The organism is Flavobacterium tiangeerense (assembly GCF_007830355.1).
In the GTDB taxonomy this organism is placed as follows: Bacteria; Bacteroidota; Bacteroidia; order Flavobacteriales; family Flavobacteriaceae; genus Flavobacterium; species Flavobacterium tiangeerense.
On the sequence record NZ_VLKO01000012.1, the window covers coordinates 14,601 to 39,944 of the forward strand.

39 protein-coding genes are annotated in these 25,344 nt (G+C 35.0%); 1 reads left to right on the plus strand and 38 read right to left on the minus strand.

Annotated features, from left to right (window positions below; genetic code table 11):
- Positions 1-290 precede the first annotated feature (290 nt).
- The gene (locus IQ05_RS13640; RefSeq protein WP_086452740.1) at positions 291-656 is read right to left on the minus strand and encodes a CoA-binding protein; all 366 of its coding nucleotides are present in this window, start codon (positions 654-656) and stop codon (positions 291-293) included.
- Between the two features lie 147 nt (positions 657-803).
- Here IQ05_RS13640 and IQ05_RS13645 point away from each other — a divergent pair, with 147 nt between their 5' ends.
- Complete coding sequence (locus IQ05_RS13645) at positions 804-1,433, plus strand: MarC family NAAT transporter (RefSeq protein WP_144893880.1); 630 nt, start codon at positions 804-806, stop codon at positions 1,431-1,433.
- Between the two features lie 54 nt (positions 1,434-1,487).
- On the opposite strand, the gene ctlX is transcribed toward IQ05_RS13645, so the two are convergent.
- The 37 genes from ctlX to rpsL all read right to left on the minus strand — a co-directional run bounded on the left by ctlX (position 1,488) and on the right by rpsL (position 25,211).
- Positions 1,488-2,423, minus strand: coding sequence for a citrulline utilization hydrolase CtlX (gene ctlX / locus IQ05_RS13650; protein ID WP_144893882.1), 936 nt, complete (start codon positions 2,421-2,423; stop codon positions 1,488-1,490).
- Between the two features lie 76 nt (positions 2,424-2,499).
- Positions 2,500-3,414: a dimethylarginine dimethylaminohydrolase family protein gene (locus IQ05_RS13655; RefSeq protein WP_144893884.1), complete on the minus strand. Its 915-nt coding sequence runs from the start codon at positions 3,412-3,414 to the stop codon at positions 2,500-2,502.
- A 66-nt stretch (positions 3,415-3,480) separates the two neighbouring features.
- Positions 3,481-4,764, minus strand: coding sequence for a citrate synthase (locus IQ05_RS13660; RefSeq protein WP_144893886.1), 1,284 nt, complete (start codon positions 4,762-4,764; stop codon positions 3,481-3,483).
- 156 nt (positions 4,765-4,920) lie between these two features.
- On the minus strand, positions 4,921-6,213 hold the full coding sequence (eno, locus tag IQ05_RS13665) for a phosphopyruvate hydratase (protein ID WP_144893888.1): 1,293 nt from the start codon (positions 6,211-6,213) through the stop codon (positions 4,921-4,923).
- A 243-nt stretch (positions 6,214-6,456) separates the two neighbouring features.
- Complete coding sequence (gene carA / locus IQ05_RS13670) at positions 6,457-7,557, minus strand: glutamine-hydrolyzing carbamoyl-phosphate synthase small subunit (protein WP_144893890.1); 1,101 nt, start codon at positions 7,555-7,557, stop codon at positions 6,457-6,459.
- A gap of 181 nt (positions 7,558-7,738) precedes the next feature.
- Positions 7,739-8,227 carry a 50S ribosomal protein L17 gene (rplQ, locus tag IQ05_RS13675; RefSeq protein ID WP_144893892.1) on the minus strand — a complete coding sequence of 163 codons (489 nt, stop codon included), beginning with the start codon at positions 8,225-8,227 and terminating at the stop codon, positions 7,739-7,741.
- A gap of 64 nt (positions 8,228-8,291) precedes the next feature.
- Positions 8,292-9,284 carry a DNA-directed RNA polymerase subunit alpha gene (locus tag IQ05_RS13680; RefSeq protein WP_086452748.1) on the minus strand — a complete coding sequence of 331 codons (993 nt, stop codon included), beginning with the start codon at positions 9,282-9,284 and terminating at the stop codon, positions 8,292-8,294.
- Between the two features lie 21 nt (positions 9,285-9,305).
- The gene (rpsD, locus tag IQ05_RS13685) at positions 9,306-9,911 is read right to left on the minus strand and encodes a 30S ribosomal protein S4 (RefSeq protein ID WP_086452749.1); all 606 of its coding nucleotides are present in this window, start codon (positions 9,909-9,911) and stop codon (positions 9,306-9,308) included.
- Positions 9,912-10,004: 93 nt separating this feature from the next.
- Positions 10,005-10,388: a 30S ribosomal protein S11 gene (rpsK, locus tag IQ05_RS13690; RefSeq protein WP_024981527.1), complete on the minus strand. Its 384-nt coding sequence runs from the start codon at positions 10,386-10,388 to the stop codon at positions 10,005-10,007.
- An 8-nt stretch (positions 10,389-10,396) separates the two neighbouring features.
- A complete protein-coding gene (gene rpsM / locus IQ05_RS13695) occupies positions 10,397-10,771 on the minus strand; it encodes a 30S ribosomal protein S13 (RefSeq protein WP_144893894.1) in 375 nt (124 codons plus the stop codon).
- A gap of 2 nt (positions 10,772-10,773) precedes the next feature.
- Entirely contained in the window at positions 10,774-10,890 is a 117-nt protein-coding gene (ykgO, locus tag IQ05_RS13700) for a type B 50S ribosomal protein L36 (RefSeq protein ID WP_008992256.1), read from the minus strand.
- 13 nt (positions 10,891-10,903) lie between these two features.
- A complete protein-coding gene (gene infA / locus IQ05_RS13705) occupies positions 10,904-11,119 on the minus strand; it encodes a translation initiation factor IF-1 (protein WP_007136545.1) in 216 nt (71 codons plus the stop codon).
- A gap of 3 nt (positions 11,120-11,122) precedes the next feature.
- Positions 11,123-12,469, minus strand: a complete 1,347-nt coding sequence (gene secY / locus IQ05_RS13710; RefSeq protein WP_144893896.1) for a preprotein translocase subunit SecY — start codon at positions 12,467-12,469, stop codon at positions 11,123-11,125.
- 13 nt (positions 12,470-12,482) lie between these two features.
- A complete protein-coding gene (rplO, locus tag IQ05_RS13715; RefSeq protein WP_086452752.1) occupies positions 12,483-12,935 on the minus strand; it encodes a 50S ribosomal protein L15 in 453 nt (150 codons plus the stop codon).
- Positions 12,936-12,946: 11 nt separating this feature from the next.
- A complete protein-coding gene (gene rpmD / locus IQ05_RS13720) occupies positions 12,947-13,129 on the minus strand; it encodes a 50S ribosomal protein L30 (protein ID WP_086452753.1) in 183 nt (60 codons plus the stop codon).
- Between the two features lie 12 nt (positions 13,130-13,141).
- Complete coding sequence (rpsE, locus tag IQ05_RS13725) at positions 13,142-13,669, minus strand: 30S ribosomal protein S5 (RefSeq protein WP_035668102.1); 528 nt, start codon at positions 13,667-13,669, stop codon at positions 13,142-13,144.
- A 6-nt stretch (positions 13,670-13,675) separates the two neighbouring features.
- On the minus strand, positions 13,676-14,026 hold the full coding sequence (gene rplR, locus IQ05_RS13730; RefSeq protein WP_086452754.1) for a 50S ribosomal protein L18: 351 nt from the start codon (positions 14,024-14,026) through the stop codon (positions 13,676-13,678).
- An 11-nt stretch (positions 14,027-14,037) separates the two neighbouring features.
- Positions 14,038-14,580 (minus strand): 50S ribosomal protein L6, encoded by a 543-nt coding sequence (gene rplF, locus IQ05_RS13735; protein WP_086452755.1) that lies wholly within the window; start codon positions 14,578-14,580, stop codon positions 14,038-14,040.
- An 18-nt stretch (positions 14,581-14,598) separates the two neighbouring features.
- Positions 14,599-14,997, minus strand: coding sequence for a 30S ribosomal protein S8 (gene rpsH / locus IQ05_RS13740; RefSeq protein WP_086452756.1), 399 nt, complete (start codon positions 14,995-14,997; stop codon positions 14,599-14,601).
- Positions 14,998-15,119: 122 nt separating this feature from the next.
- Entirely contained in the window at positions 15,120-15,389 is a 270-nt protein-coding gene (gene rpsN / locus IQ05_RS13745) for a 30S ribosomal protein S14 (RefSeq protein WP_026707007.1), read from the minus strand.
- Positions 15,390-15,392: 3 nt separating this feature from the next.
- Complete coding sequence (gene rplE / locus IQ05_RS13750) at positions 15,393-15,944, minus strand: 50S ribosomal protein L5 (protein ID WP_086452757.1); 552 nt, start codon at positions 15,942-15,944, stop codon at positions 15,393-15,395.
- 2 nt (positions 15,945-15,946) lie between these two features.
- Positions 15,947-16,261, minus strand: a complete 315-nt coding sequence (gene rplX / locus IQ05_RS13755) for a 50S ribosomal protein L24 (RefSeq protein WP_144893898.1) — start codon at positions 16,259-16,261, stop codon at positions 15,947-15,949.
- Between the two features lie 11 nt (positions 16,262-16,272).
- Positions 16,273-16,641: a 50S ribosomal protein L14 gene (gene rplN, locus IQ05_RS13760; protein WP_026717863.1), complete on the minus strand. Its 369-nt coding sequence runs from the start codon at positions 16,639-16,641 to the stop codon at positions 16,273-16,275.
- 2 nt (positions 16,642-16,643) lie between these two features.
- Complete coding sequence (gene rpsQ, locus IQ05_RS13765; protein ID WP_086452759.1) at positions 16,644-16,904, minus strand: 30S ribosomal protein S17; 261 nt, start codon at positions 16,902-16,904, stop codon at positions 16,644-16,646.
- 17 nt (positions 16,905-16,921) lie between these two features.
- Positions 16,922-17,107 (minus strand): 50S ribosomal protein L29, encoded by a 186-nt coding sequence (gene rpmC / locus IQ05_RS13770; protein ID WP_144893900.1) that lies wholly within the window; start codon positions 17,105-17,107, stop codon positions 16,922-16,924.
- Positions 17,108-17,120: 13 nt separating this feature from the next.
- Complete coding sequence (gene rplP / locus IQ05_RS13775; protein WP_007803637.1) at positions 17,121-17,546, minus strand: 50S ribosomal protein L16; 426 nt, start codon at positions 17,544-17,546, stop codon at positions 17,121-17,123.
- Positions 17,547-17,564: 18 nt separating this feature from the next.
- A complete protein-coding gene (gene rpsC, locus IQ05_RS13780; RefSeq protein WP_035668118.1) occupies positions 17,565-18,323 on the minus strand; it encodes a 30S ribosomal protein S3 in 759 nt (252 codons plus the stop codon).
- A gap of 5 nt (positions 18,324-18,328) precedes the next feature.
- Positions 18,329-18,742 carry a 50S ribosomal protein L22 gene (gene rplV, locus IQ05_RS13785; protein WP_035668120.1) on the minus strand — a complete coding sequence of 138 codons (414 nt, stop codon included), beginning with the start codon at positions 18,740-18,742 and terminating at the stop codon, positions 18,329-18,331.
- Between the two features lie 6 nt (positions 18,743-18,748).
- A complete protein-coding gene (rpsS, locus tag IQ05_RS13790) occupies positions 18,749-19,027 on the minus strand; it encodes a 30S ribosomal protein S19 (RefSeq protein WP_007136562.1) in 279 nt (92 codons plus the stop codon).
- A gap of 6 nt (positions 19,028-19,033) precedes the next feature.
- Positions 19,034-19,858: a 50S ribosomal protein L2 gene (gene rplB / locus IQ05_RS13795; RefSeq protein WP_144893902.1), complete on the minus strand. Its 825-nt coding sequence runs from the start codon at positions 19,856-19,858 to the stop codon at positions 19,034-19,036.
- A 6-nt stretch (positions 19,859-19,864) separates the two neighbouring features.
- On the minus strand, positions 19,865-20,155 hold the full coding sequence (rplW, locus tag IQ05_RS13800; RefSeq protein WP_073370568.1) for a 50S ribosomal protein L23: 291 nt from the start codon (positions 20,153-20,155) through the stop codon (positions 19,865-19,867).
- Between the two features lie 6 nt (positions 20,156-20,161).
- Positions 20,162-20,791 (minus strand): 50S ribosomal protein L4, encoded by a 630-nt coding sequence (gene rplD, locus IQ05_RS13805; RefSeq protein ID WP_144893904.1) that lies wholly within the window; start codon positions 20,789-20,791, stop codon positions 20,162-20,164.
- Positions 20,791-21,408: a 50S ribosomal protein L3 gene (rplC, locus tag IQ05_RS13810; RefSeq protein ID WP_072945403.1), complete on the minus strand. Its 618-nt coding sequence runs from the start codon at positions 21,406-21,408 to the stop codon at positions 20,791-20,793. The genes rplD and rplC overlap by 1 nt, the downstream gene beginning before the upstream one ends.
- 370 nt (positions 21,409-21,778) lie before the next feature.
- Positions 21,779-22,084, minus strand: a complete 306-nt coding sequence (gene rpsJ / locus IQ05_RS13815) for a 30S ribosomal protein S10 (RefSeq protein WP_007803605.1) — start codon at positions 22,082-22,084, stop codon at positions 21,779-21,781.
- Between the two features lie 11 nt (positions 22,085-22,095).
- Positions 22,096-24,252 (minus strand): elongation factor G, encoded by a 2,157-nt coding sequence (fusA, locus tag IQ05_RS13820; RefSeq protein ID WP_144893906.1) that lies wholly within the window; start codon positions 24,250-24,252, stop codon positions 22,096-22,098.
- Positions 24,253-24,262: 10 nt separating this feature from the next.
- A complete protein-coding gene (gene rpsG, locus IQ05_RS13825; protein ID WP_035668130.1) occupies positions 24,263-24,739 on the minus strand; it encodes a 30S ribosomal protein S7 in 477 nt (158 codons plus the stop codon).
- Between the two features lie 88 nt (positions 24,740-24,827).
- The gene (gene rpsL / locus IQ05_RS13830; protein ID WP_144893908.1) at positions 24,828-25,211 is read right to left on the minus strand and encodes a 30S ribosomal protein S12; all 384 of its coding nucleotides are present in this window, start codon (positions 25,209-25,211) and stop codon (positions 24,828-24,830) included.
- Positions 25,212-25,344: the final 133 nt, after the last annotated feature.

Sequence of the window (25,344 nt, forward strand, 5' to 3'; positions counted from 1 at the left end):
AAATACAAGAGCTTGCTTTACACTCCATTTGTCAATATCCAACTATTTAAAGTTTAATGACATTGTCTCATTGGCTTAAAGCCAAAAAAAGAATTACATAGTAAGTGGTTATTTCATACTTTTCACGCAAATAGTATTCTTTTAACCGTCTTAATTGCGGATCGTATCGAGAGACAAACCTGAAGCGGACAATCTTTAAGCTATCAAAGGCGTATTAAGAATCTATTTTTTTGATTAAAAGCGGTTTAATAACCGATTAGGGAAATCAAAATCAATAAAACTTACGGATATTAATACTGATTGGTAGCCAATAAAACTAGTGTACAAGCCACTTCTACCTTAATATTGTTCAATTGTAACAACTGGTAAAACTCGGGATTCTCTGTTCCTGGATTAAAAATGACACGTTTGGGTTGTGCCTCAACTATATAATTGTAATAATCGCGTTGACGTGTTGGGTTAAGATATAACGTAACAGTGTCTATGTTTTTAAGTGGAATTGCTTTCGTTTGGATTTTAATTCCAGCTACTTCTCCTGCATTTTGTCCTACTGCTAGTACTGAATGTCCTTTTTCAACTAACTGCTGTACTGCTTTGAACGCGTAACGATCCGTTTTTGTCGTGGCACCCAGTACCAATGTTTTTTTATTCTTCATCCTTATCATCCTTTTATGAGTGACAAAAGTAAGCAAAAAGGTTCACCTTATGTAGTGATTATGGTAATTGTTACGTTGCAATAAAAAAACATTACGCTAACAGTCCCAAACAAAAAATGAGTATTTTTGTAGTATTAAATAACAATTATGGATCTCTTTATTTATCTTTTTGTCGCGCTTTTCTCTGTATTGAACCCTATAGGTACCGTTCCTATTTTTGTGGGCCTGACTCAAAATGATCCCAAAAAAGAACGGTCGCGCATTTCTTTATGGACAGCCATATACGTTTTCATTATCTTGATAGTTTCCTTTTTTATAGGACAATATGTTTTGCTTTTTTTTGGAATCAGCATTGATGCCCTTCGCATTGCAGGAGGCCTTATCATTGTAAGTTCTGGATTTTCGTTGCTCTCTGGTAAGTTTACCAAAAAAAGAGGAATCAACAAAAAAGCCGAAACGGAAGCGCAACAGCGAAACGATATTGCCCTAACCCCACTTGCCATCCCAATGCTGGCTGGCCCAGGATCCATATCGCTCCTGATTGCTTTTTATCAAGAACACAACAGCACCACAGAAATCATCATTTCTACGCTAGCTATTTTAGCCATTGCAGTAACTATTTTTATCATTTTACGCAGCGCCCATTACCTTGCCAAAATATTAGGTGCTTCTGGGATTATTGCTATTTCCAGAATTGTAGGCTTTATTGTAATCGCCATTGGAATACAATACATTGTAAGCGCTATCATAAACATCATTAAAGTGAATCTTTCATAAAAAAAAGAAGCGGATCATTCAGTGAATGATCCGCTTCTTTTTTAAAGAATTTTTTTAGCTTCTTGGCAAGAAAATCTCAGCCATCATACATCGGGCGCTTCCGCCACCACAAGCTTCAATGGTATCTAGACTTGAACTCAGTATTGTAGCATGCTTTTCTAGTTGCGCCACTTGCTTCTCTGTAAGCGCTTGATGAGCAGCAGCACTCATTATCAAGAATCTTTTACCAGCAGCTCCTTGCACTTCAAGCATGTTTCCTGCAAAACTATTCATTTGGTCTTCGGTTATTAAGACAACCTCTTTATTGTTTTCTTTTAAATTATCCAGAACCATTTTGCGCTCTTTTTTGTCGTCTATACAATCCGCACAAATTACTGCGAAGGTTTCGCCCAAACACATCATGACATTGGTATGGTAAATCAATTTTCTTTCGCCATCAACCGTTTGAAACGCTTCAAAAAGAACTGGAGCATAATCAAAATCTTCACAGAACTCAATAAACAATTCCTCATCTGCACGAGGAGATAAAGCACAATACGCTTTAGAATTGGTTCTATCCAAAAGAATACTACCCGTACCTTCTAAGAAAAAACCATCCTCTTCTGCTGATGTGTAATCTACTATATTTTGTATGACAAAACCTTTATCTTCTAACAAATCTAATAGGTCCTCACGGCGTTCTTGACGTCTGTTCTCTGCAAACATTGGATACAAAGCTACATCTCCATTTTCATGAAAAGAAATCCAGTTGTTTGGAAAAATACTATCTGGCGTATCTGGATCTAGCGTATCGTTGACTACGGTAACATCTATACCTACAGCAACCAATTTGGCTACAAAATCATCAAATTCTTGCTGTGCTTTCGCATTTACTGTTGCCGGTAATAAGCCATCTAGAACTTTTTGATAGTAATTATTCACAGCCGTTTGCTCGTTCATTCTAAAAGCTACGGGCCTAATCATCAAGATGGAATTGGTAGTTTGTTTCATGTATTTTTAGTTTAAAGTTGAGTTGTTTAAAGTTGAATATTACATTCTGTTCCACTTTAAACTTCTAAACAAATATTTATTCTCTAATTAAAGGTAAGGTAGAACATCGCAACAAGCCTTCTTGTTTTGCAATCTCGGCATACGGAATTTCTTCTACTGTAAAGCCGTTTTCTCGAAGCCAATTGTTGAGTCTCGTAAAATTTCGTTCCGAAACTACAACACGAGTATCAATTGAAAAAACATTGGAGTTCATGTGGTACATTTCTTCTCGGGTTAAATGAAAAAGATTTTCTTTACCAAAAAGATCTACAAGAAACATATAATCGGCTTCTTCTCTAAACCCGTTTTTGTAGATAATTCCTTTATTATTTCCCAAAGGCTGAAAACAACAATCCAAATGTAAAGCATTGTCTCGAGCTTCAATTTTTGATTTTACCAAATCAAAAGCTTTCACCTTTTTATGCGGAAATAACTCTGTGATGTATTGCACCCCTAACAAATTAGTACGCGCCGTAATATAATCTTTGTAATCACTACCCTTGTATGTCCCAATGAAAATATAGTCATCCCATAACACAACGTCTCCGCCTTCGATATGCACTTCTTCTGGTGGTCGTACTACGTTTTCTGGATTTATTTGATCAATAATATATTGAATTGCATCGAGCTCTCGCTCCCTGTCTGGTAAAATATTAGATTTGATAAAGGTGTTTTCAATTACAAAACCAATATCTCTAGAAAAAATTTGGTTGTAATTCTCAATCATTTCAGGTCGATATACTTGCACGTCATACTTCTCCAACACCTGCTTGAAAGCATCCATTTCCTGTACCATATCTTGCTCTAGTGGATACGTACCTGCTAGAATATGCTCTAGTGATTTTGGATCATAAGCCTCGTCTGCTGTTGGCGTTGGTCCATTGTGAAGTGCTGATCCCAGTACTACAGCACGGAGTCTTGCTGTTTCATTTGTAACATTAATTGGTAACATGTGTGTTTTCCCTTTTTAGCAAATATAAAAAAAGCTTCACTAAATAGTGAAGCTTTTAAAGTGTTTTTATCTTTTATCTGCGGTAACAAAATCGCGTAATGGATGACCTGTATATACTTGTCTTGGTCTACCTATAGGCTCTTTATTTTCACGCATTTCTTTCCATTGTGCAATCCATCCTGGCAAACGTCCTATGGCAAACATTACCGTGAACATATCTGTAGGAATGCCTAAAGCTCTGTAAATAATTCCAGAATAAAAATCTACGTTAGGGTATAAATTTCTAGATTTGAAATACTCGTCTTCTAGAGCTGACTCTTCCAGTTTTTTAGCAATAGCTAGAATTGGATCTTCAACTCCTAAAGTTGCTAAAACTTCATTGGCTGCTTTTTTGATGATTTTGGCTCTTGGATCAAAGTTTTTATACACTCTGTGACCAAATCCCATCAAACGGAATGGATCATTTTTGTCTTTGGCTTTAGCCATATACTTATCTGCATCACCACCTGTCGCATGAATTTCTTCTAGCATTTCAAGTACTGCTTGATTAGCCCCTCCATGTAACGGACCCCATAATGCTGATACTCCAGCTGAGATAGAAGCAAACAATCCTGCATGAGAAGAACCTACCATTCTTACCGTAGAAGTTGAACAATTTTGCTCGTGATCTCCGTGAAGAATAAATAATTTGTCTAACGCATCAATAACAATTGGATTTGCTTTGAAAGGCTCTGTAGGCAATTCAAACATCAAACGCATGAAATTCTCTACATATCCTTTTGTATTATCATAATAATTCAAAGGATAACCCATGCTTTTTCTGTACGTCCAAGTTGCAATCACAAGGAATTTACCCATGGTTTTGCAAACTGCCTCATACATTTCTTTTTCATTATCAACATTAACCGATTTAGGGTTAAATGCTGTCAAAGCACTAGTTAAAGCAGATAAAACGCCCATTGGGTGAGCTGTTTTTGGAAAACCGTCGATGATGTTTTTCATCTCTTCGTTTACCAAGGTATATTTTCTAATATCCGTTTCAAACTGAGCCAACTGTTCTTTACTTGGTAATTCTCCAAAAATTAAAAGATAAGATACCTCTAGAAAATCAGCTTTATCTGCAAGATCTTCAATGGCATATCCTCTATAACGAAGAATTCCTAATTCTCCATCAAGAAAAGTAATTTCACTTTTACAAGATCCTGAATTTTTGTACCCTGGATCAATAGTAATGATACCAGATAAATCACGTAATTTGTTAATATCAATGGCTACTTCATTCTCACTTCCAACTACAACAGGAAGTTCAAACTTTTTTCCATCAATTTCTAATGTGGCTATTTTTGACATAATATAATTGGAAATAAACTTTTAAAATAATAATTTCCCAAATCTATGAAATTTAACACTAATTAAAAAGAGAATACCAGAATGAAATTGTTAAATATTATACAAAAAGCCACTCACAAAAAGTGAATGGCTTTCCATCATTTAGCAAAAAAGCTATTATTTTATTTTAAAAGCATTCTTTCCAGGAAAATAAGCAGATGTACCCAATTCCTCTTCAATGCGCAACAATTGATTGTACTTTGCCATACGATCAGACCTAGAGGCTGATCCTGTTTTAATTTGTCCACAGTTTAATGCTACAGCTAAGTCAGCAATAGTATTATCCTCTGTTTCTCCAGAACGGTGTGACATTACCGAAGTATATCCTGCATTCTTAGCCATATTTACAGCAGCAATCGTTTCTGTTAAAGTCCCAATTTGGTTTACTTTAATCAATATTGAATTCGCAATACCTTTTTCAATACCTGTTGACAAGCGCTCTACATTGGTAACAAACAAATCGTCACCTACCAGTTGCACTTTGTCGCCTATTTTTTCGGTAAGCAATTTCCAACCGTCCCAGTCGTTTTCATCCATACCATCTTCAATAGATATAATTGGATATTTAGCAACCAATTCGGCTAAATATTCAACTTGCTCAGCAGATGTTCTTACTTTACCAGCCTCTCCTTCAAACTTTGAGTAATCGTATTTTCCGTTTACATAAAATTCTGCAGCAGCACAATCTAAAGCGATCATGATTTCATCGCCAAAAGAATAACCCGCAGCTTCAACTGCTTTTTTAATGGTATCCAAAGCATCCTCTGTTCCGCCAGCAAGATTTGGTGCAAAACCACCTTCATCCCCTACTGCTGTTGAAAGACCTCTATCATGTAAAACCTTTTTCAAACTATGAAAAATCTCCGTTCCCATTTGCATGGCTTGTGAAAAAGTAGTTGCTTTCACCGGGAAAATCATAAACTCTTGAAATGCAATAGGTGCATCAGAGTGCGATCCACCGTTTATAATATTCATCATTGGTACCGGCAACGTATTCGCCGAAACACCACCCACGTAACGATATAATGGCAATCCAAGTTCATTTGCCGCTGCTTTAGCTACAGCCAAAGAAACACCAAGAATAGCATTGGCACCCAAACTAGATTTATTAGGAGTTCCGTCTAAGTCAATCATCATTTGATCAATCTGATTTTGTTCAAATACAGATACACCAACAAGTTCTTCAGCAATTACAGTATTTACATTCTTCACTGCATTCATAACTCCTTTTCCAAGATACGCTTTACCACCATCTCGTAACTCAACAGCTTCATGCTCTCCGGTTGAAGCTCCTGATGGAACTGCAGCTCTACCCAATACACCATTATCTGTAATTACATCTACCTCAATAGTAGGGTTCCCTCTTGAATCAAAAATTTGTCTCGCGTGAATTTTTATAATAATACTCATAAACTGAATTTTTTAAATTTTACATTACAAATATATTCTAAGTTTTGGAATGATTTTATGAAAATAATGAATGTTATTAACGAAAACGTTATAATTTGATTTCCAAAGAATCAATTTAACAACTTAAACAGCATGTCAAGTCAATTGCTTGTATTTTTAATCTCTCACTGAAAGTACGAAACAAGAAACGGGTTTGACTTTATAAATGTCAAACCCGTTTTTTAATTCGAAATAAAAATAAATTTATCCCTTTAAGCTATCAATAAATTGATCAAATAAATAAGAAGAATCATGTGGTCCCGGGCTAGCCTCAGGATGGTATTGAACTGAAAAACAATTTTTGTTTCTCATACGCATTCCTGCAACTGTTCCGTCGTTAAGATGTACATGTGTAATTTCAAGCGCATCGTTAGCATCAAGATCTTCTTTACTAACTGCAAAACCATGATTTTGCGAAGTAATTTCACCTTTTCCAGTAACTAAGTTTTTAACAGGATGATTGATCCCTCTATGCCCATTAAACATTTTATAAGTCGAAATCCCATTCGCTAAACCAATTATTTGGTGTCCCAAACATATCCCGAATAATGGAGCATTTGCCTCCAAAATATCTTTCGCAACTTTAATAGCACTTGCTAATGGTTCCGGATCTCCAGGTCCATTAGAAAGGAAATAACCGTCAGGATTGAAAGACTTTAAATCCTCAAAAGTGGCATCATATGGAAACACTTTGATATAGCAATCTCTTTTAGCAAAATTGCGTAGAATATTTTTCTTAATACCTAAATCTAAAGCAGCAATTTTATATTTTGAATTTTCGTCTCCATAAAAGTAAGGGACAGTAGTAGACACTCTAGAAGCCAACTCTAATCCTTTCATATCAGGGACATTAGCCAAAGCTACTTTTAAATCTTCAACCGCTGTTCCATCTGTACAAATGACAGCATTCATGGCACCATTATCTCTGATATAGTTAACTAAAGCTCTTGTATCCACATCCGAAATACAAATCAGGTTTTGCTTCTTGAAATAATCTTCCAAACTTTCTGAAGCATCTGCTCGAGAATAGTTGAAACTGAAATTCTTGCAAATCAAACCAGATATTTTAATAGATTCTGATTCTACTTCGTTTTCATTTACACCATAATTACCAATGTGAGCATTGGTAGTAACCATTAACTGTCCAAAATATGATGGATCAGTAAAAATCTCTTGATATCCAGTCATGCCCGTATTAAAGCAAACTTCTCCAAAAGTAGTTCCGCTAATCCCGATTGATTTCCCATGAAAAATAGTTCCATCACTTAGTAAAAGGATTGCAGATTGTCGTGTTGTGTATTTCATTAGTATAGTGTTTGTGTAATATACTAACCTAAGTTAGCATGTATTGATAATAAATACTTCATGAAGAAGTACAACTATTCACCCCTTTATAACATCAATTATAAAATTATAAAAAGGATAAAAAAAAAGGATAAACTATAAATAGTTTATCCTTGATTTTATTGAATCATTATTTTCATAATTACTCAGCAGTATCAGTAGTAGAATCCGTTTCAGCAACAGGAGCTTCAGTAGCCTCATCAGCTTTTTTAGCTTTTCCACCACGACGGCTTTTAGCTTTTTTCACTTCTTTTTTACCACCATTGTAAAGTTCATTAAAATCAACAAGCTCGATCATTGCCATATCAGCATTATCTCCCAAACGATTTCCAACTTTAATGATACGTGTGTATCCACCTGGACGGTCTCCTACCTTAGCAGCTACATCTCTGAATAAATCAGTTACAGCATATTTACTACGTAAGTAAGCAAAAACAATACGACGATTGTGAGTCGTATCCGCTTTAGATTTTGTTATTAATGGCTCAACAAATTGTTTAAGCGCTTTTGCTTTAGCAACAGTAGTATTAATACGTTTGTGCTCAATAAGAGAACAAGCCATATTAGCTAACATAGATTTTCTATGAGCTGTCTGTCTGCTTAAGTGATTGAATTTTTTTCCGTGTCTCATGACGTGTTTTTTTTAAACCTTCATCTTGCTACAATCCTCTTTGGAGAGCAAAATACGAAGTGGTTTATTCTTTATCTAATTTGTATTTTGCTAAGTCCATACCGAAGTTCAAATTTTTAACTGCAACAAGTTCATCAAGTTCAGTTAAAGATTTTTTACCAAAATTTCGGAATTTCATTAAATCATTTTTATTGAAAGATACTAAATCACCAAGTGTATCAACTTCAGCCGCTTTCAAGCAATTTAATGCTCTAACAGAAAGATCCATATCAACAAGCTTAGTTTTAAGCAACTGTCTCATGTGTAATGACTCTTCATCATAAGATTCTGTTTGTGCAATTTCGTCAGCCTCGAGTGTAATTCTTTCATCAGAAAACAACATAAAGTGATGAATCAAAACTTTAGCTGCTTCAGTAAGCGCATCTTTAGGATTAATAGAACCATCAGTTTTAATTTCAAAAACTAATTTTTCGTAATCCGTTTTTTGCTCTACACGGAAGTTTTCAATAGCATACTTAACATTTTTAACAGGCGTAAAAATGGAGTCTGTAAAAATAGTACCTATTGCAGCATTCTGCTTCTTGTTTTCTTCAGCTGGAACATAGCCTCTACCTTTTTCAATAGTTAAATCGAAATTAAGTTTGATTTTGCTATCTAAATTACAAATTACAAGATCTGGATTTAGAACTTGAAAACCTGAAATAAATTTTTGAAAATCACCAGCAGTTAACTGATCTTTACCTGAAACAGAAATAGTAACTGATTCATTATCTATATCTTCTATTTGACGTTTGAAACGTACTTGCTTAAGATTAAGTATAATTTCGGTAACGTCTTCAACAACTCCTGAAATAGTAGAAAACTCATGATCTACACCTTCAATGCGAACAGATGTAATTGCATAACCTTCTAATGCAGAAAGCAAAACTCTTCTAAGTGCATTACCAACGGTCAATCCGTATCCTGGTTCTAAAGGTCTAAATTCAAATTTACCTTCAAAATCGGTTGAATCGATCATGATAACTTTATCGGGCTTCTGAAAATTAAATATTGCCATAAATTTCGACTAAGTCAATTATTATTTGTTGTACAACTCTACGATTAATTGTTCTTTAATGTTTTCTGGAATTTGAAGTCTTGCAGGAACAGATACAAAAGTACCTTCTTTAAGATCACTATTCCATGTAATCCATTCATAAACATGACTTGAATTAGATAAAGAACGTTCGATAGCCTCTAATGATTTAGATTTTTCACGAACAGCAACTTTATCACCAGGCTTAAGGTGGTAAGAAGGAATATTTACAACTTCACCATTTACAGTAACGTGTCTGTGAGAAACTATTTGACGAGCACCTCTTCTAGAAGGAGCAATACCCATTCTAAAAACAACGTTATCTAATCTTGCTTCACATAATTGTAATAAAACTTCACCAGTAACTCCTTTAGTAGCTGATGCTTTTTCGAATAAGTTTCTGAATTGTTTTTCTAAAATTCCATAAGAATATTTAGCTTTTTGCTTTTCCATTAACTGAACAGCATACTCAGACTTTTTTCCTCTTTTTTTAGCCATCCCGTGTTGTCCAGGAGGGTAATTTCTTTTTTCGAATGCTTTATCATCACCGAAAATTGCTTCGCCAAATTTACGAGCTATTCTTGTACTAGGACCAGTATATCTTGCCATTTTAAATTGTTTAAGATTGAGATTATGAATTCAGGTCAAATCCTTCGATAATCGAAATTCAATCTAGGTTATACTATAATTATTATTTGAGTATTATACTCTACGTCTTTTAGGAGGACGACATCCGTTGTGAGGCATTGGAGTAACATCAATAATTTCAGTAACTTCAATACCACCATTGTGTAAAGAACGAATAGCAGACTCACGTCCGTTTCCTGGTCCTTTTACATAAACTTTAACTTTTTTAAGTCCAGCTTCAAGAGCTACTTTACTACAATCTTCTGCTGCCATTTGAGCTGCGTACGGAGTGTTCTTTTTAGAACCTCTGAAACCCATTTTACCAGCTGAAGACCATGAAATAACTTCACCTTTTTTATTAGTCAAAGAAATGATAATGTTATTGAAGGTAGCAGAAATATGAGCTTCACCCGTTGATTCAACGATAACTTTACGTTTTTTTGCTGTTGCTTTAGCCATATTACTTATTATTTAGTTGCTTTTTTCTTGTTAGCAACAGTTTTTCTTTTACCTTTTCTTGTTCTAGAGTTGTTCTTAGTTCTTTGTCCTCTTAAGGGAAGACCAGTTCTATGACGAATACCTCTATAACATCCAATATCCATTAAACGTTTGATGTTTAAAGAAACTTCTGAACGCAATTCACCCTCAATTTTGAAAGAAGATACAGCATCACGAATTGCTCCGATCTCGTCATCATTCCAATCTTGAACTTTTTTGTCCTGGCTAACTTGAGCTTTTTCTAAAATCTCAACAGCTCTACTTCTACCTAATCCAAAGATATAGGTTAGTGCAATAACACCTCTCTTATTTTTTGGGATATCTACCCCTGCTATTCTTGCCATAATTATCCTTGTCTTTGTTTAAATCTAGGATTCTTTTTGTTTATTACGTACAATCTCCCTTTTCTTCGTACAATTTTGCACTCGGGACTTCTCTTTTTTACTGAAGCTCTAACTTTCATTTTTGAATATCCTTTAATATCTATAAGTAATTCTCGCTTTTGACAAATCGTAAGGGCTCATTTCTAGTTTAACCTTATCACCAGGTAATAATTTAATGTAATGCATACGCATTTTACCAGAAATATGTGCAATTACAATATGTCCATTCTCTAACTCTACACGGAACATTGCATTTGATAATGCTTCAATGATTGAACCGTCTTGTTCTATTGCTGATTGTTTTGCCATAAATTAAGCTACTGCTTTTCTATTTTTACCACTTTTCATTAATCCATCATAATGCTTATTCAACAGGTATGAATTGATTTGTTGAACAGTGTCAATGGCAACACCAACCATAATAATTAATGAAGTACCTCCAAAAAACATTGCCCATGATTGTTGAACATCCATCAAGCTTACAACTATCGCAGGGAACACAGCGATCAAAGCAAGAAATATTGATCCAGGGAATGTAATTAAAGACATCACTTTATCAAGGTAGTCAGAAGTTTCAACACCAGGCTTAACACCAGGAATAAAACCACCACTTCTCTTTAAATCATCAGACATTTTATTTGTTGGAACTGTAATAGCAGTGTAAAAAAATGTAAATACAATGATTAAAGTTGCAAATACAAAATTATACCAAAAACCAAACATATTACTGAATGCTCCAACTATTGACTGTGAAGTATCTGAATCTGATAAACCAGCTAGTGCTGCAGGAATAAACATAATTGCTTGCGCAAAAATAATTGGCATAACCCCAGAAGCATTAAGCTTTAAAGGAATCCACTGTCTATTACCATTCATCATATCTTGTTCAAAATCTCCAGACGTTGTACGCCTAGCATATTGAACAGGGATTCTTCTTACGGCCATAACCAAAAGTACACAGCTAATAATCACCAACAACCAAAGAATAATTTCAATAACCAATAACATTGGTCCTCCATTGTTATTTGAAACTCTTGAAGTGAATTCTTGCATAAAAGCTTGAGGCAATCTAGCAAGTATTCCTACCATAATCAATAATGAAATACCATTTCCAATTCCTTTGTCAGTAATTTTTTCACCAAGCCACATTGCAAAAATGGTACCGGTAACAAGAATTACAACAGAAGAGAATAAAAACTCAAAAGAATTAAAACCTAATAAAAAAGCATTACCAGGAAGAGTTCTGTATAAGTTATAGATGTAGGTAGGTCCTTGAACTAAAGTAATTCCAATTGTCAACCAACGTGTGATTTGATTTATTTTTTTTCTACCACTCTCTCCATCACTTTGAAGCTTTTGCAAATAAGGAATAGCAATTCCCATAAGCTGCACTACAATAGATGCAGAAATGTATGGCATAATCCCAAGTGCAAAAACAGAAGCTTGAGAAAATGCACCACCAGTAAACATGTCAAGAATTGAACCAATTCCTTCTTTGGTCTGTCCGGCTAAATTAGCCAATTGAGTTGCATCAATACCTGGTAAGGTCACTTGAGCACCAAAACGATAAACTAAAAGAAGACCGAAAGTAATTAGAATTCTATTTTTTAGTTCTTCAATTTTCCAAACATTACCTATTGATTCAATAAATTTCTTCATATTATACAGAAAATTACATTACTATAGCTTCTCCACCAGCAGCTTCGATAGCAGCTTTTGCAGTAGCAGTAAATTTGTGAGCGGTTACTTTTAATTTTGCTTTCAATTCACCTCTACCTAAAATCTTAACGATTTCATTTTTGGTAGCCAAACGGTTAGCAACATAAACTGACATATCAACAGTATCTTGAACAATACCATTTTCAACTAAAAGTTGAAGAGTATCAAGATTGACACCTTCGTAATCTTTACGATTGATGTTTGTAAAACCAAACTTAGGTACACGTCTTTGAAGTGGCATTTGCCCTCCTTCAAAACCAATCTTTTTAGAATAACCAGAACGAGATTTTGCTCCTTTATGTCCTCTTGCAGAGGTACCACCTTTTCCAGAACCTTCTCCTCTACCTAATCTTTTATTTTGATTGTGCGTAGAACCTTCAGCAGGTTGTAAGTTACTTAAATTCATAACAGTATTTGTTATTTAGCTTCTTCAACAGAAACTAAGTGTTTAACTTTATTTATCATACCAAGGATTGTAGGATTTGAATCATGCGCTACAACTTGTCCCATTTTACGTAGACCTAAAGCTTCCAATCCTCTTTTTTGTGAAAGTGGACAGTTGATTTTGCTTCTAACTTGTTTTACTAATAATTTAGCCATAATTTCCTTGTATTAACCTTTAAAAACTTTCTCTAAAGAAACACCTCTTTGTTTTGCAACAGTATAAGCACTTCTCATTTGTAATAAAGCATCAAAAGTTGCTTTTACCACGTTGTGTGGATTTGAAGATCCTTGTGATTTTGAAAGTACATCATGTATACCAACTGATTCTAAAACTGAACGAACAGCTCCACCAGCAATAACTCCAGTACCATGAGATGCAGGAATTAAAAATACGCGTGCACCACCAAATTTACCTTTTTGTTCGTGAGGTACAGATTGACCATTTAAAGGGATCTTTACTAGATTTTTCTTAGCATCTTCTACTGCTTTAGCAATAGCCTCAGAAACATCTTTAGACTTACCTAAACCGTGACCAACAACACCGTTTTCATCACCTACAACTACAATAGCAGAAAAACCAAAAGCTCTACCACCCTTTGTAACTTTAGTAACACGATTTACACTCACCAAACGATCTTTTAATTCAAGACCACTAGGTTTTACCAACTCTACATTTTTGTATTTACTATTAGACATACTATATTAGAATTTAAGTCCAGCCGCTCTCGCGCCTTCTGCTAATGATTTAATACGCCCGTGATATAAGTAACCTCCTCTATCAAAAGTTACAACTTCTATCCCAGCTTTTAAAGCTTTTTCAGCAACCAATTTCCCAACTGCTGTAGCAACTTCAATATTCGTACCCTTACCTATTTCTTTTTCTCTTGAAGAAGCTGCTAGCAAAGTAACTCCGTTTACGTCATCAATTAATTGAGCGTAAATTTCTTTATTACTTCTAAAAACAGATAGTCTTGGATTAGTAGCAGTACCACTAATTGTCTTTCTAATTCTGAATCTAATTCTTTGTCTTCTTTCAGGTTTTGTTAATGACATAATCTTATTTTTTAAGCTGATTTACCTGCTTTTCTTCTTAATACTTCACCCACGAATTTAACTCCTTTTCCTTTGTATGGCTCTGGCTTACGGAAACCTCTAATTTTCGCAGCTACTTGACCTAAAAGTTGTTTATCAAATGATGTTAACTTTACAATTGGGTTTTTACCTTTCTCAGATATAGTTTCTAAAGTAACTTCAGGAGCAATCTCTAAAATAATATTGTGTGAAAAACCAAGAGCTAAATCTAATTTTTGACCTTGATTTGAAGCTCTATAACCAACTCCAACAAGTTCTAACGATTTAGTAAAACCATCTGTAACACCAACTATCATGTTGTTGATAAGTGAACGATACAAACCATGTTTTGCTCTTTGATCTTTATGATCAGATGACCTGTCAACTTGAACTTGACCATCTTCAACTGTTACAGTAACGTCCGAAAACTCCTGAGTTAGTTGACCGTTTTTTCCCTTAACTGTAATAATTCCGTTTGCTACTTCAACAGTAACACCTGCAGGAACTATTATAGGATTTTTACCTATTCTTGACATCTTATTATAGTCTTTAAATTAGTATACGTAACAAATTACTTCACCACCTACATTCAATTGCTTTGCTTGTTTACCAGTCATCAAACCTTTTGAAGTAGAAACAATAGCAATACCTAAACCATTTAAGATTCTTGGTATATTAGCAGAACTTGAATATTTACGTAAACCTGGTTTACTAATTCTCTGAATATCTTTGATTACAGACTCTTTAGTATCTTTATCATACTTCAAAGCGATTTTGATAGACCCCTGAACAGCGTTGTCTTCAAATTTGTAACTCAAAATATAACCTTGATCAAATAAGATCTTAGTTATTTCTTTTTTTAGATTAGATGCAGGAATTTCAACAACTTTGTGGTTTGCGGCCACAGCGTTACGAACTCTTGTCAAATAATCAGCAATAGGATCTGTATACATGTGTATTAATTTGCGGTCTTGGTTTTCAACAAACGATTTGTTGAACCTAAAACCAATTTATAAATATTAAAGATACAGACTAAACAAATGTTAAGTCTGTATCTGAAAGCAAAACTATGCTATTACCAAGATGCTTTTTTCACACCAGGAATTAATCCGTTATTTGCCATTTCACGAAATGTAACACGTGAAATACCAAATTGACGCATATAACCTCTTGGTCTTCCAGTTAATTTACAACGATTGTGTAAACGAACAGGTGAAGCATTTTTTGGTAACTTTTGCAAACCTACGAAATCTCCAGCTTCTAACAAAGCTTTTCTTTTCTCTGCATACTTTGCAACCGTTTTTTCTCTCTTAACCTCACGGGCTTTCATTGATTCTTTAGCCATGTCTTAGTTCTTTTTAAAAGGTAAACCTAATTCTGTTAATAACGACTTAGCTTCTTTGTCAGTCTTTGCGGTAGTTACGAAGGTAATATCCATACCAGAGATTTTATTAACTTTGTCAATATCAATTTCTGGAAAAATAATTTGTTCTAAAACACCAAGGTTATAATTTCCTCTACCATCAAAACCTGTAGCCTTAATTCCGCTGAAATCTCTTACGCGAGGTAATGCAGAAGTAATAAGTCTATCAAGAAACTCATACATTCTTTCTCCACGCAAAGTAACTTTAGCACCAATTGGCATTCCTTTTCTCAATTTAAAAGACGCAACGTCTTTCTTAGAGATAGTTGAAACTGCTTTCTGTCCAGTGATCTTTGTCAACTCATCAACTGCATAGTCAATAAGTTTTTTATCAGATACAGCTGCACCAACTCCTTTACTTAAAACGATTTTGTCCAATTTAGGAACTTGCATTACGTTTACGTATCCGAATTCCTCTTTAAGAGCAGCAATTACTCTGCTCTTATATTCTTCTTTTAGTCTAGGTATATACGCCATTACTATAGTACTTGATTAGATTTTTTTGAAAATCTTACTTTCTTATCTCCTTCTACTCTAATACCTACTCTTGTTGCTTCCTTAGTTTTAGGATCAATTAAAGAGATGTTAGATATTTGTATTGGAGCTTCTTTCTTTACAATACCACCTTGAGGGCTTTTTGCACTTGGTTTCGTATGCTTAGAAACCATATTAACACCTTCAACAATTGCTTTGTTCTTTTCACGATCAACGCTTACTACTTTACCTTCAGCACCTTTATGGTCTCCAGCAATTACTCTAACGATGTCACCTGATTTTATTTTTAGCTTTATCATCTTAAAACGAATTAAAGCACTTCTGGTGCTAATGATACAATTTTCATGAATTGTTTTTCACGAAGTTCTCTTGCTACCGGACCAAAAACACGAGTTCCTCTCATTTCACCAGCAGCATTCAATAATACGCAAGCGTTATCATCAAATCTAATGTATGAACCATCGGCTCTTCTTACTTCTTTTTTGGTACGTACAACAACTGCAGTTGAAACAGCTCCTTTTTTAACGCTTCCGTTTGGAGCAGTATCTTTGATAGAAACTACAATCTTGTCACCAACAGAGGCATACCTTCTTTTGGTACCTCCTAAAACACGGATAGTTAAAACTTCCTTTGCTCCAGTGTTATCTGCTACTTTTAGTCTTGATTCTTGTTGTACCATAATTATTTAGCTCTTTCTAAGATTTCAACTAACCTCCAACATTTTGTTTTACTTAAAGGACGAGTCTCGCTTATCCTTACAGTATCTCCAACGTTACAGTCGTTCATTTCGTCGTGTGCGTGATACTTTTTAGTTTTCAACACGAACTTACCGTATAATGGGTGTTTTACTTTACGAACTTCAGCAACAACAATAGATTTATCCATTTTGTCTGAAGTTACTACACCAATTCTCTCTTTTCTTAAATTTCTTTTTTCTTCCATCTTTCAGCAGACTACAGTTATTGTCTTTTAGTAAGTTCAGTAGCTAATCTTGCAACAGTTCTTCTCACACCTCTAATTTGAAGTGGATTCTCAATTGGTGAAATAGCGTGAGCCATTTTAAGATCAGCATATGTTTTCTTAGCCTGGCTAAGTTTCTCTTGCAACTCAGCTGCAGAAAGATTTTTTATTTCTGATTGTTTCATAATATAGTATAAATTATGCTTCGAAATCTCTTGCAACAACAAATTTAGTTTTTACTGGAAGCTTTTGTGCTGCTAGACGTAACGCCTCTTTAGCAACTGACAAAGGTACTCCTCCAACTTCAAACATAATTCTTCCGGGTTTAACAACGGCTGCCCAGTATTCAACTGCACCTTTACCTTTACCCATACGTACCTCAAGAGGTTTCTTTGTGATTGGTTTGTCTGGAAATATTTTGATCCATAATTGTCCCTCTCTTTTCATGAAACGAGTGGCAGCAATACGAGCCGCTTCTATTTGACGAGAAGTTAAAAACATTCCATCTTCATGTACAGATTTAATACCAAACATTCCATTAGAAAGTTCATGCCCTCTTTGAGAGTTCCCTTTCATTTTACCTTTCTGTACCTTACGGTATTTTGTTCTTTTAGGCTGTAACATTTTTCTTTAATTTAAAAATTACTTTCGTTTACGAGCGTCTGGTTTTCCACCTTTGTTAAAAGGTTTTCTATCTCCTCTTGGAGAATCACCACCTTTACCTCCAGCACCAGATTGTTTTTTGTCCATTCCGGCTAGTGGAGAAAGATCTCTCTTTCCATAAACTTCACCTTTCATGATCCATACTTTGATACCCATTCTACCATAAGTAGTATGAGCTTCAGCCAAAGCATAATCAATATCAGCTCTGAAAGTTGATAGAGGAATTCTACCTTCTTTGAAACCCTCTGAACGAGCCATCTCAGCACCATTCAAACGACCAGAAATCAAAACTTTGATACCTTCTGCGTTCATACGCATAGAAGCAGCAATAGCCATTTTGATTGCACGTCTGTAAGAAATTCTGCTTTCGATTTGACGACAGATGCTTGTAGCAACTAGATACGCGTCAAGCTCAGGTCTTTTAATTTCAAAAATGTTAATTTGAACCTCTTTGTCAGTAATTTTCTTAAGTTCTTCTTTCAACTTGTCTACCTCTTGTCCACCTTTACCGATAATAATACCAGGTCTAGCAGTAGTGATAGTAACGGTTACAAGTTTTAAAGTTCTCTCGATTATTACTTTAGATACACTAGCTTTTGATAAACGAGCATGGATATACTTTCTGATTTTGTGATCTTCGGCAAGTTTATCACCGTAATCATTTCCACCATACCAGTTTGAGTCCCATCCTCTGATGATACCAAGTCTGTTTCCAATTGGATTTGTCTTTTGTCCCATGCTGCTTAAGAATTGCTTTGTGTGTTATTGATAGCCCCTAACACGATTGTAACGTGATTAGAACGTTTTCTTATTCTATGTGCTCTTCCTTGTGGAGCTGGACGAAGTCTTTTCAACATCATTCCACCATCTACACGGATTTCCTTAACAAATAAACCAGCTTCTTCCATATTAGCTTCAGGGTTTTTTGCTTGCCAGTTAGCAATTACAGATAAAACCAATTTTTCTAATTTTCTTGAAGCTTCTTTAGAACTAAATCTTAGTATGTTAAGTGCTCTTTCTACCTTCTGACCTCTTACTAGATCTGCTACTAAGCGCATTTTTCTAGGTGAAGTAGGGCAGTTATTTAACTTTGCGAAGGCCAAAGACTTATTTGCCTCTTTTCTTGCATCTGCTGTTTCTCTTTTACGAACTCCCATTGCTTCTTATTTTTTACCTTTATTTTTTGCTCCAGCATGACCTCTAAAAGATCTAGTTGGTGAAAATTCTCCTAATTTGTGACCTACCATGTTTTCAGTTACATAAACCGGTACAAATTGACGACCGTTGTGAACTGCGATAGTTTGTCCAACAAAATCTGGAGTAATCATAGAAGCTCTCGACCAAGTCTTAACCACTCCTTTATTTCCACCTGCAATATTTTCTTGAACTTTCTTGTCTAATTTATAATGAACAAAAGGTCCTTTTTTTAATGAACGTGCCATATCTTATTATTTCTTTCTACGTTCTACGATATACTTGTTACTCGGGTTTTTCTTAGAACGTGTTCTATAACCTTTTGCTGGTATTCCATTTCTTGAACGTGGATGTCCACCAGAAGAACGTCCTTCACCACCTCCCATTGGGTGATCTACAGGGTTCATTGCTACAGGTCTTGTTCTAGGTCTTCTACCTAACCATCTAGTTCTACCAGCTTTACCAGAAACAACTAATTGATGATCAGAGTTAGATACAGCTCCAATAGTTGCAGAACACGTTAACAAGATCAATCTTGTTTCACCTGAAGGCATTTTGATTGTAGCGTACTTACCATCTCTTGCCATTAATTGAGCAAAAGTTCCAGCAGAACGTGCAATAACTGCACCTTGACCTGGTCTCAATTCAATACAAGAAATTACAGTCCCTAGTGGAACTCTACTTAAAGGTAAAGTATTACCAATCTCAGGTTGAGATTCTGGACCAGAAACAAGTTTCTGACCAACTTTCAATCCGTTTTGAGCGATAATATAAGTTTTCTCACCATCAGCATAAGCTAATAAAGCGATAAATGCAGTTCTGTTTGGATCATATTCGATTGATTTAACCGTAGCAGGAATTCCTTCTTTAGTACGTTTAAAATCAATAATACGATATCTCTGCTTGTGACCACCACCCGTATAACGCATGGTCATCTTTCCTTGACTATTTCTACCACCAGAGTTTTTTATCGGCGCTATCAAAGAGCGTTCCGGCTTATCAGTTGTAATGGCGTCATAACCATTCACAACTCTAAATCGCTGACCTGGGGTAATAGGTTTTAATTTTCTTACTGACATTTTATCTTAGATATTGTTGTAAAAATCAATTGTTTCTCCTTCTTGTACTTGAACAATCGCTTTTTTAATTGCATTTGTCTTTCCACTGATTAAACCACTTTTAGTGTATTTAGTAGTTCTATCTGGTCTCACATTCATTGTGTTAACACTAACAATAGTTACACCATAAGCAGCCTCAACAGCTTTCTTAATTTGAACTTTGTTTGCTTTTCTGTCAACAACGAATCCGAAGCGGTTTAAAACTTCACTTTCTTTGGTTACTTTTTCCGTTACTATAGGCTTAATAATGATGCTCATATCCTATTATTTACTTAAATTTTCTTCAATTATCTCCAAAGAACTCTCTAAAAGCACTAAATTATTAGCGTTTAATATAGCGTAAGTACTTAATTCTAAGCTACTTACAACGCTAGAGCTTTTTAAATTACGTGACGACAAATATACATTTTTATTTGAATCACCCAATACAAAAAGGGATTTTTTATTCTCTAACTCTAAAGCTTTCAAAACGTTGATGAAATTTTTAGTGTTTGGAGTTTCAAAATTAAAGTCTTCAAGAACGATAATGTTTGACTCTTTAGCTTTAATAGAAAAAGCAGATTTTCTTGCTAAACGCTTTAAGTTTTTATTCAATTTGAAAGAATAACTTCTTGGTCTTGGACCAAAAACAGTTCCTCCACCTTTAAATAAAGGGTTTTTTGCACTACCAGCACGGGCTGTACCTGTACCTTTTTGCTTTTTTATCTTACGAGTACTTCCCGCAACTTCAGCTCTTTCTTTAGCTTTGTGCGTTCCTTGTCTTTGATTAGCAAGATATTGCTTTACATCAAGATATACTGCGTGATTGTTTGGCTCTATACCAAATACTGAATCAGAAAGTTGCACTTTTCTTCCAGTATCTTTTCCGTTGAAATCTAATACTTTTGCTTCCATTACTTCTGAATGATTACATAAGAGTTGTTATGACCAGGAACACATCCTTTAATAACAAGTAGGTTCTTTTCAGCCACCACTTTTAAAACTCTAAGGTTTTGAACTTTTACATTGTCTCCTCCCATACGTCCAGCCATACGCATTCCTTTGAATACTCTAGATGGATAAGAAGAAGCTCCCACAGAACCTGGCGCTCTTAAACGGTTGTGTTGACCGTGAGTTGCTTGACCAACACCACCAAAACCGTGACGTTTTACAACCCCTTGGAAACCTTTACCTTTAGATACACCTTGTACATCTACAAATTCACCTTCAGCAAAAATAGAAACATCAATAAGATCTCCTAATTTTTGTTCAGTTGCAAAATCTTGGAATTCAACGACTTTTTTCTTAGCTACAGTTCCAGCTTTTTTAAAGTGACCTAAAGCCGCTTTTGTGGAATGTTTCTCGTTTTTGTCATCGAAACCTAGTTGCAACGCTTCATACCCGTCAACACCTTTGGTTCTGACTTGGGTAACAACACATGGACCCGCTTCGATTACCGTACAAGGAATATTCTTCCCGTTTTCGTCGAAAATACTAGTCATGCCGATTTTTCTACCAATTAACCCAGACATAAATATTAATTATTAATTACTAAAACTCCCTTCAATTTAAAAACAACAGCTGTTCTCAAACAGGGAGTGCAAAAGTATACATTAAAATCGAATATACCAAACAGTTACAAAAATTAAATCCCTCATTATCACAATTAAAGAAAGCTAAAAACAGAAAACAAAAAATTTTACAATAAAAAATCAAGTGTAAAAAGCAGTATTTGTCAGTCAAAAGAAACACACAATCAATGACAGAAAACAAATGAAAACACCCGAATAACAAGGTATTACGAAATTTAATGCCAAAAGAAATATAATAAAAAAAAACATAATTAAACATAAAAAAAGCGAAACATTTCTGTTTCGCTTTTTTTGTTAAAATATAAAATAATTATACTTTTATCTCTACTTCTACTCCACTTGGCAATTCAAGTTTCATTAAAGCATCAATAGTTTTTGATGAAGAAGAGTAAATATCAATCAATCTCTTGTAAGACATTACTTCAAACTGCTCTCTAGCTTTTTTGTTTACGTGCGGTGAACGCAATACTGTAAACAATTTTTTGTGAGTTGGCAACGGAATAGGACCAGTTACAACAGCACCAGTAGTTTTTACTGTTTTTACAATCTTTTCAGCAGACTTGTCTACCAACATGTGATCGTAAGATTTTAATTTTATTCTGATTTTTTGACTCATTTTCTTAAAGATTAAGCGTTTCCTTTTGCTTTTTTAATTACTGCTTCTGAAATATTAGAAGGTGTCTCTGCATAATGAGAGAATTCCATTGTAGAAGTTGCTCTACCAGAAGATAATGTTCTTAATGTTGTAACATATCCAAACATCTCTGATAAAGGCACATCAGCCTTAATAGTTTTAGCACCATTTCTATCTCCCATGTCACTCACCTGACCTCTACGACGGTTAATATCACCAACGATATCTCCCATGTTTTCTTCTGGTGTAATAACCTCCATTTTCATGATTGGCTCTAAAATTACAGCACCAGCAGCTTTCGCTACCTCTCTATAACCCATTCTTGCTGCTAACTCAAAAGAAAGCGCATCAGAATCCACAGGGTGGAAAGATCCGTCTAATAAAGTAACCTTTAAACTATCAACTTGATATCCTGCTAAAGGACCAGTTTTCATTGCCTCACGGAAACCTTTTTCAACTGAAGGTATATACTCTTTTGGAACGTTACCACCTTTCACAGCATTAACAAACTGTAATCCAACTGGAGCTTTACCATCAACTTCATCAGCAGGCTCAAGAATAAATACGATATCACCGAATTTACCACGACCTCCAGATTGTTTTTTGTAAGTCTCTCTGTGTTGTGCTTTTTTAGTAAACGCTTCTTTGTATTCAACTTGAGGCTCACCTTGGTTTACTTCAACTTTAAATTCACGTTTCATACGATCTACCAAGATATCTAAGTGAAGCTCACCCATACCAGAAATAATCGTTTGCCCAGAAGCTTCATCAGTTCTAACAGTAAACGTTGGATCCTCTTCAGCTAATTTAGCTAAAGCCATACCCATTTTATCTACGTCAGCCTTAGTTTTAGGCTCAATAGCAATACCAATTACTGGCGCAGGAAATTTCATTGACTCAAGAATAATTGGGTGTTTTTCATCACACAATGTATCTCCAGTTTTGATATCTTTAAAGCCAACTGCCGCTCCAATATCTCCTGCCTCGATATACTCGATTGGGTTTTGTTTGTTTGCGTGCATTTGGTAGATACGAGAAATTCTTTCCTTATTACCTGAACGCGTGTTCAAAACGTAAGAACCTGCATCTAAACGTCCTGAATAAGCACGGAAGAAAGCTAAACGACCTACGAATGGGTCAGTAGCAATTTTAAATGCTAAAGCCGCAAATGGCTCTTTAACATCTGGCTTACGCAAGATTTTAGTTTGATCTTCTTCTAAAAGTTCAGCATCATCAGGGTGAATACCTTCAATACCTTCTTTATCCATTGGAGATGGTAAGTATTTACATACTGCATCTAACATGAATTGAACTCCTTTATTCTTGAAAGATGAACCAGCAATCATAGGGATAATCGCCATATCCATTACAGCTGCTCTTAAAGCGATGTTGATTTCTTCTTCCGTGATAGAATCTGGATCTTCCATATACTTATCAAGTAAGTTTTCATCATAATCAGCAACTGCCTCAATAAGAATGTCTCTGTACTCTTTAACTTCGTCTACCATATCAGCAGGAATATCAACAACTTCATAAGTTGCTCCCATTCCAGCATCATCCCAAACAATAGCTTGGTTTCTTACTAAATCTACAACACCTTTGAAATCATTTTCTTCACCAATTGGCAAAGTAATCGCAACAGCATTAGATTTTAACATGTCTCTTACTTGTTGACATACCATCAAAAAGTTAGATCCTTGTCTATCCATTTTATTAACAAAACCAATACGAGGAACTCTATATTGATCTGCTAATCTCCAGTTCGTTTCTGATTGAGGTTCAACACCATCAACAGCACTAAACAAGAATACTAAACCATCAAGTACACGTAAAGAACGATTTACTTCAACTGTAAAGTCAACGTGTCCTGGGGTATCAATGATATTAAAGTGATAAGGCAAGGTCTCAGGTAAAATTTTACCTTGAGTAGTTGGAAAATTCCATTCACAAGTTGTAGCTGCAGAAGTAATAGTAATACCTCTTTCTTGCTCTTGTGCCATCCAGTCCATTGTTGCAGCACCATCGTGTACTTCACCAATTTTGTGTGATTTTCCTGTATAGAATAATATACGCTCAGTTGTTGTTGTTTTACCAGCATCAATATGAGCAGCAATACCTATGTTTCTTGTATATTTAAGTTCTCTAGCCATTTCTTACGGATTAAAATCTAAAGTGAGAGAAAGCTTTGTTAGCTTCAGCCATTTTGTGAGTATCCATTCTTTTCTTAACAGCAGCTCCTTCTTCTTTAGCAGCAGCTAAACACTCTGATGCTAATCTTTGTGCCATTGACTTTTCGTTTCTTCTTCTTGAATAAAGAATTAACCATTTCATCGCCATAGAAATTTTTCTATCTGGACGAATTTGCATTGGAATTTGAAATGTAGCTCCACCTACTCTACGACTACGTACTTCTACGTGAGGCATAACATTAGTTAACGCATCTTTCCAGATTTCTAATGATGGTTTTTCAGCATCTTGTTTTTTAGATTCAATAATATCAATTGCATCATAAAATACTTTAAACGCTGTAGATTTTTTTCCATCCCACATTAAGTTGTTCACAAAACGTGTTACCAGTTGGTCATTAAACCTTGGATCTGGTAAAAGTGGTCTTTTCTTTGCCGCTCTTTTTCTCATGTCTTTTTTTTAATTTTTTGTCATTAACACATAACTTAGATATAGAATTAAAAATTCTAACTCAGTTACAAGCAATTAACTTTTTAAATTACTTTTTTACTTCCTTTGGGCGTTTAGCTCCGTACTTAGATCTTCTTTGCGTTCTTCCTGCTACTCCTGACGTATCAAGTGCACCACGAACGATGTGATATCTAACTCCTGGTAAATCTTTTACCCTTCCACCCCTAACTAATACTATCGAGTGCTCTTGTAAATTGTGTCCTTCACCAGGGATGTACGCATTCACTTCATTACCATTTGTCAAACGTACACGCGCTACTTTACGCATTGCAGAGTTTGGTTTTTTAGGTGTTGTAGTGTAAACACGCGTACAAACCCCTCTTCTTTGAGGACAAGAATCTAAAGCAACCGATTTACTCTTCTTAGTTATCTGAGTTCTTCCTGTTCTTACTAATTGTTGAATTGTTGGCATAATTAATACTAAAAATTTCTTATTATATTAAATTCCCGCTTTTTACGGGGTTGCAAATGTAGAAAATATTTTTTACTCTACAAACGTTAAACTATTAATTTTCAATTAGATTATTTAGAACTTTGAAAATCAT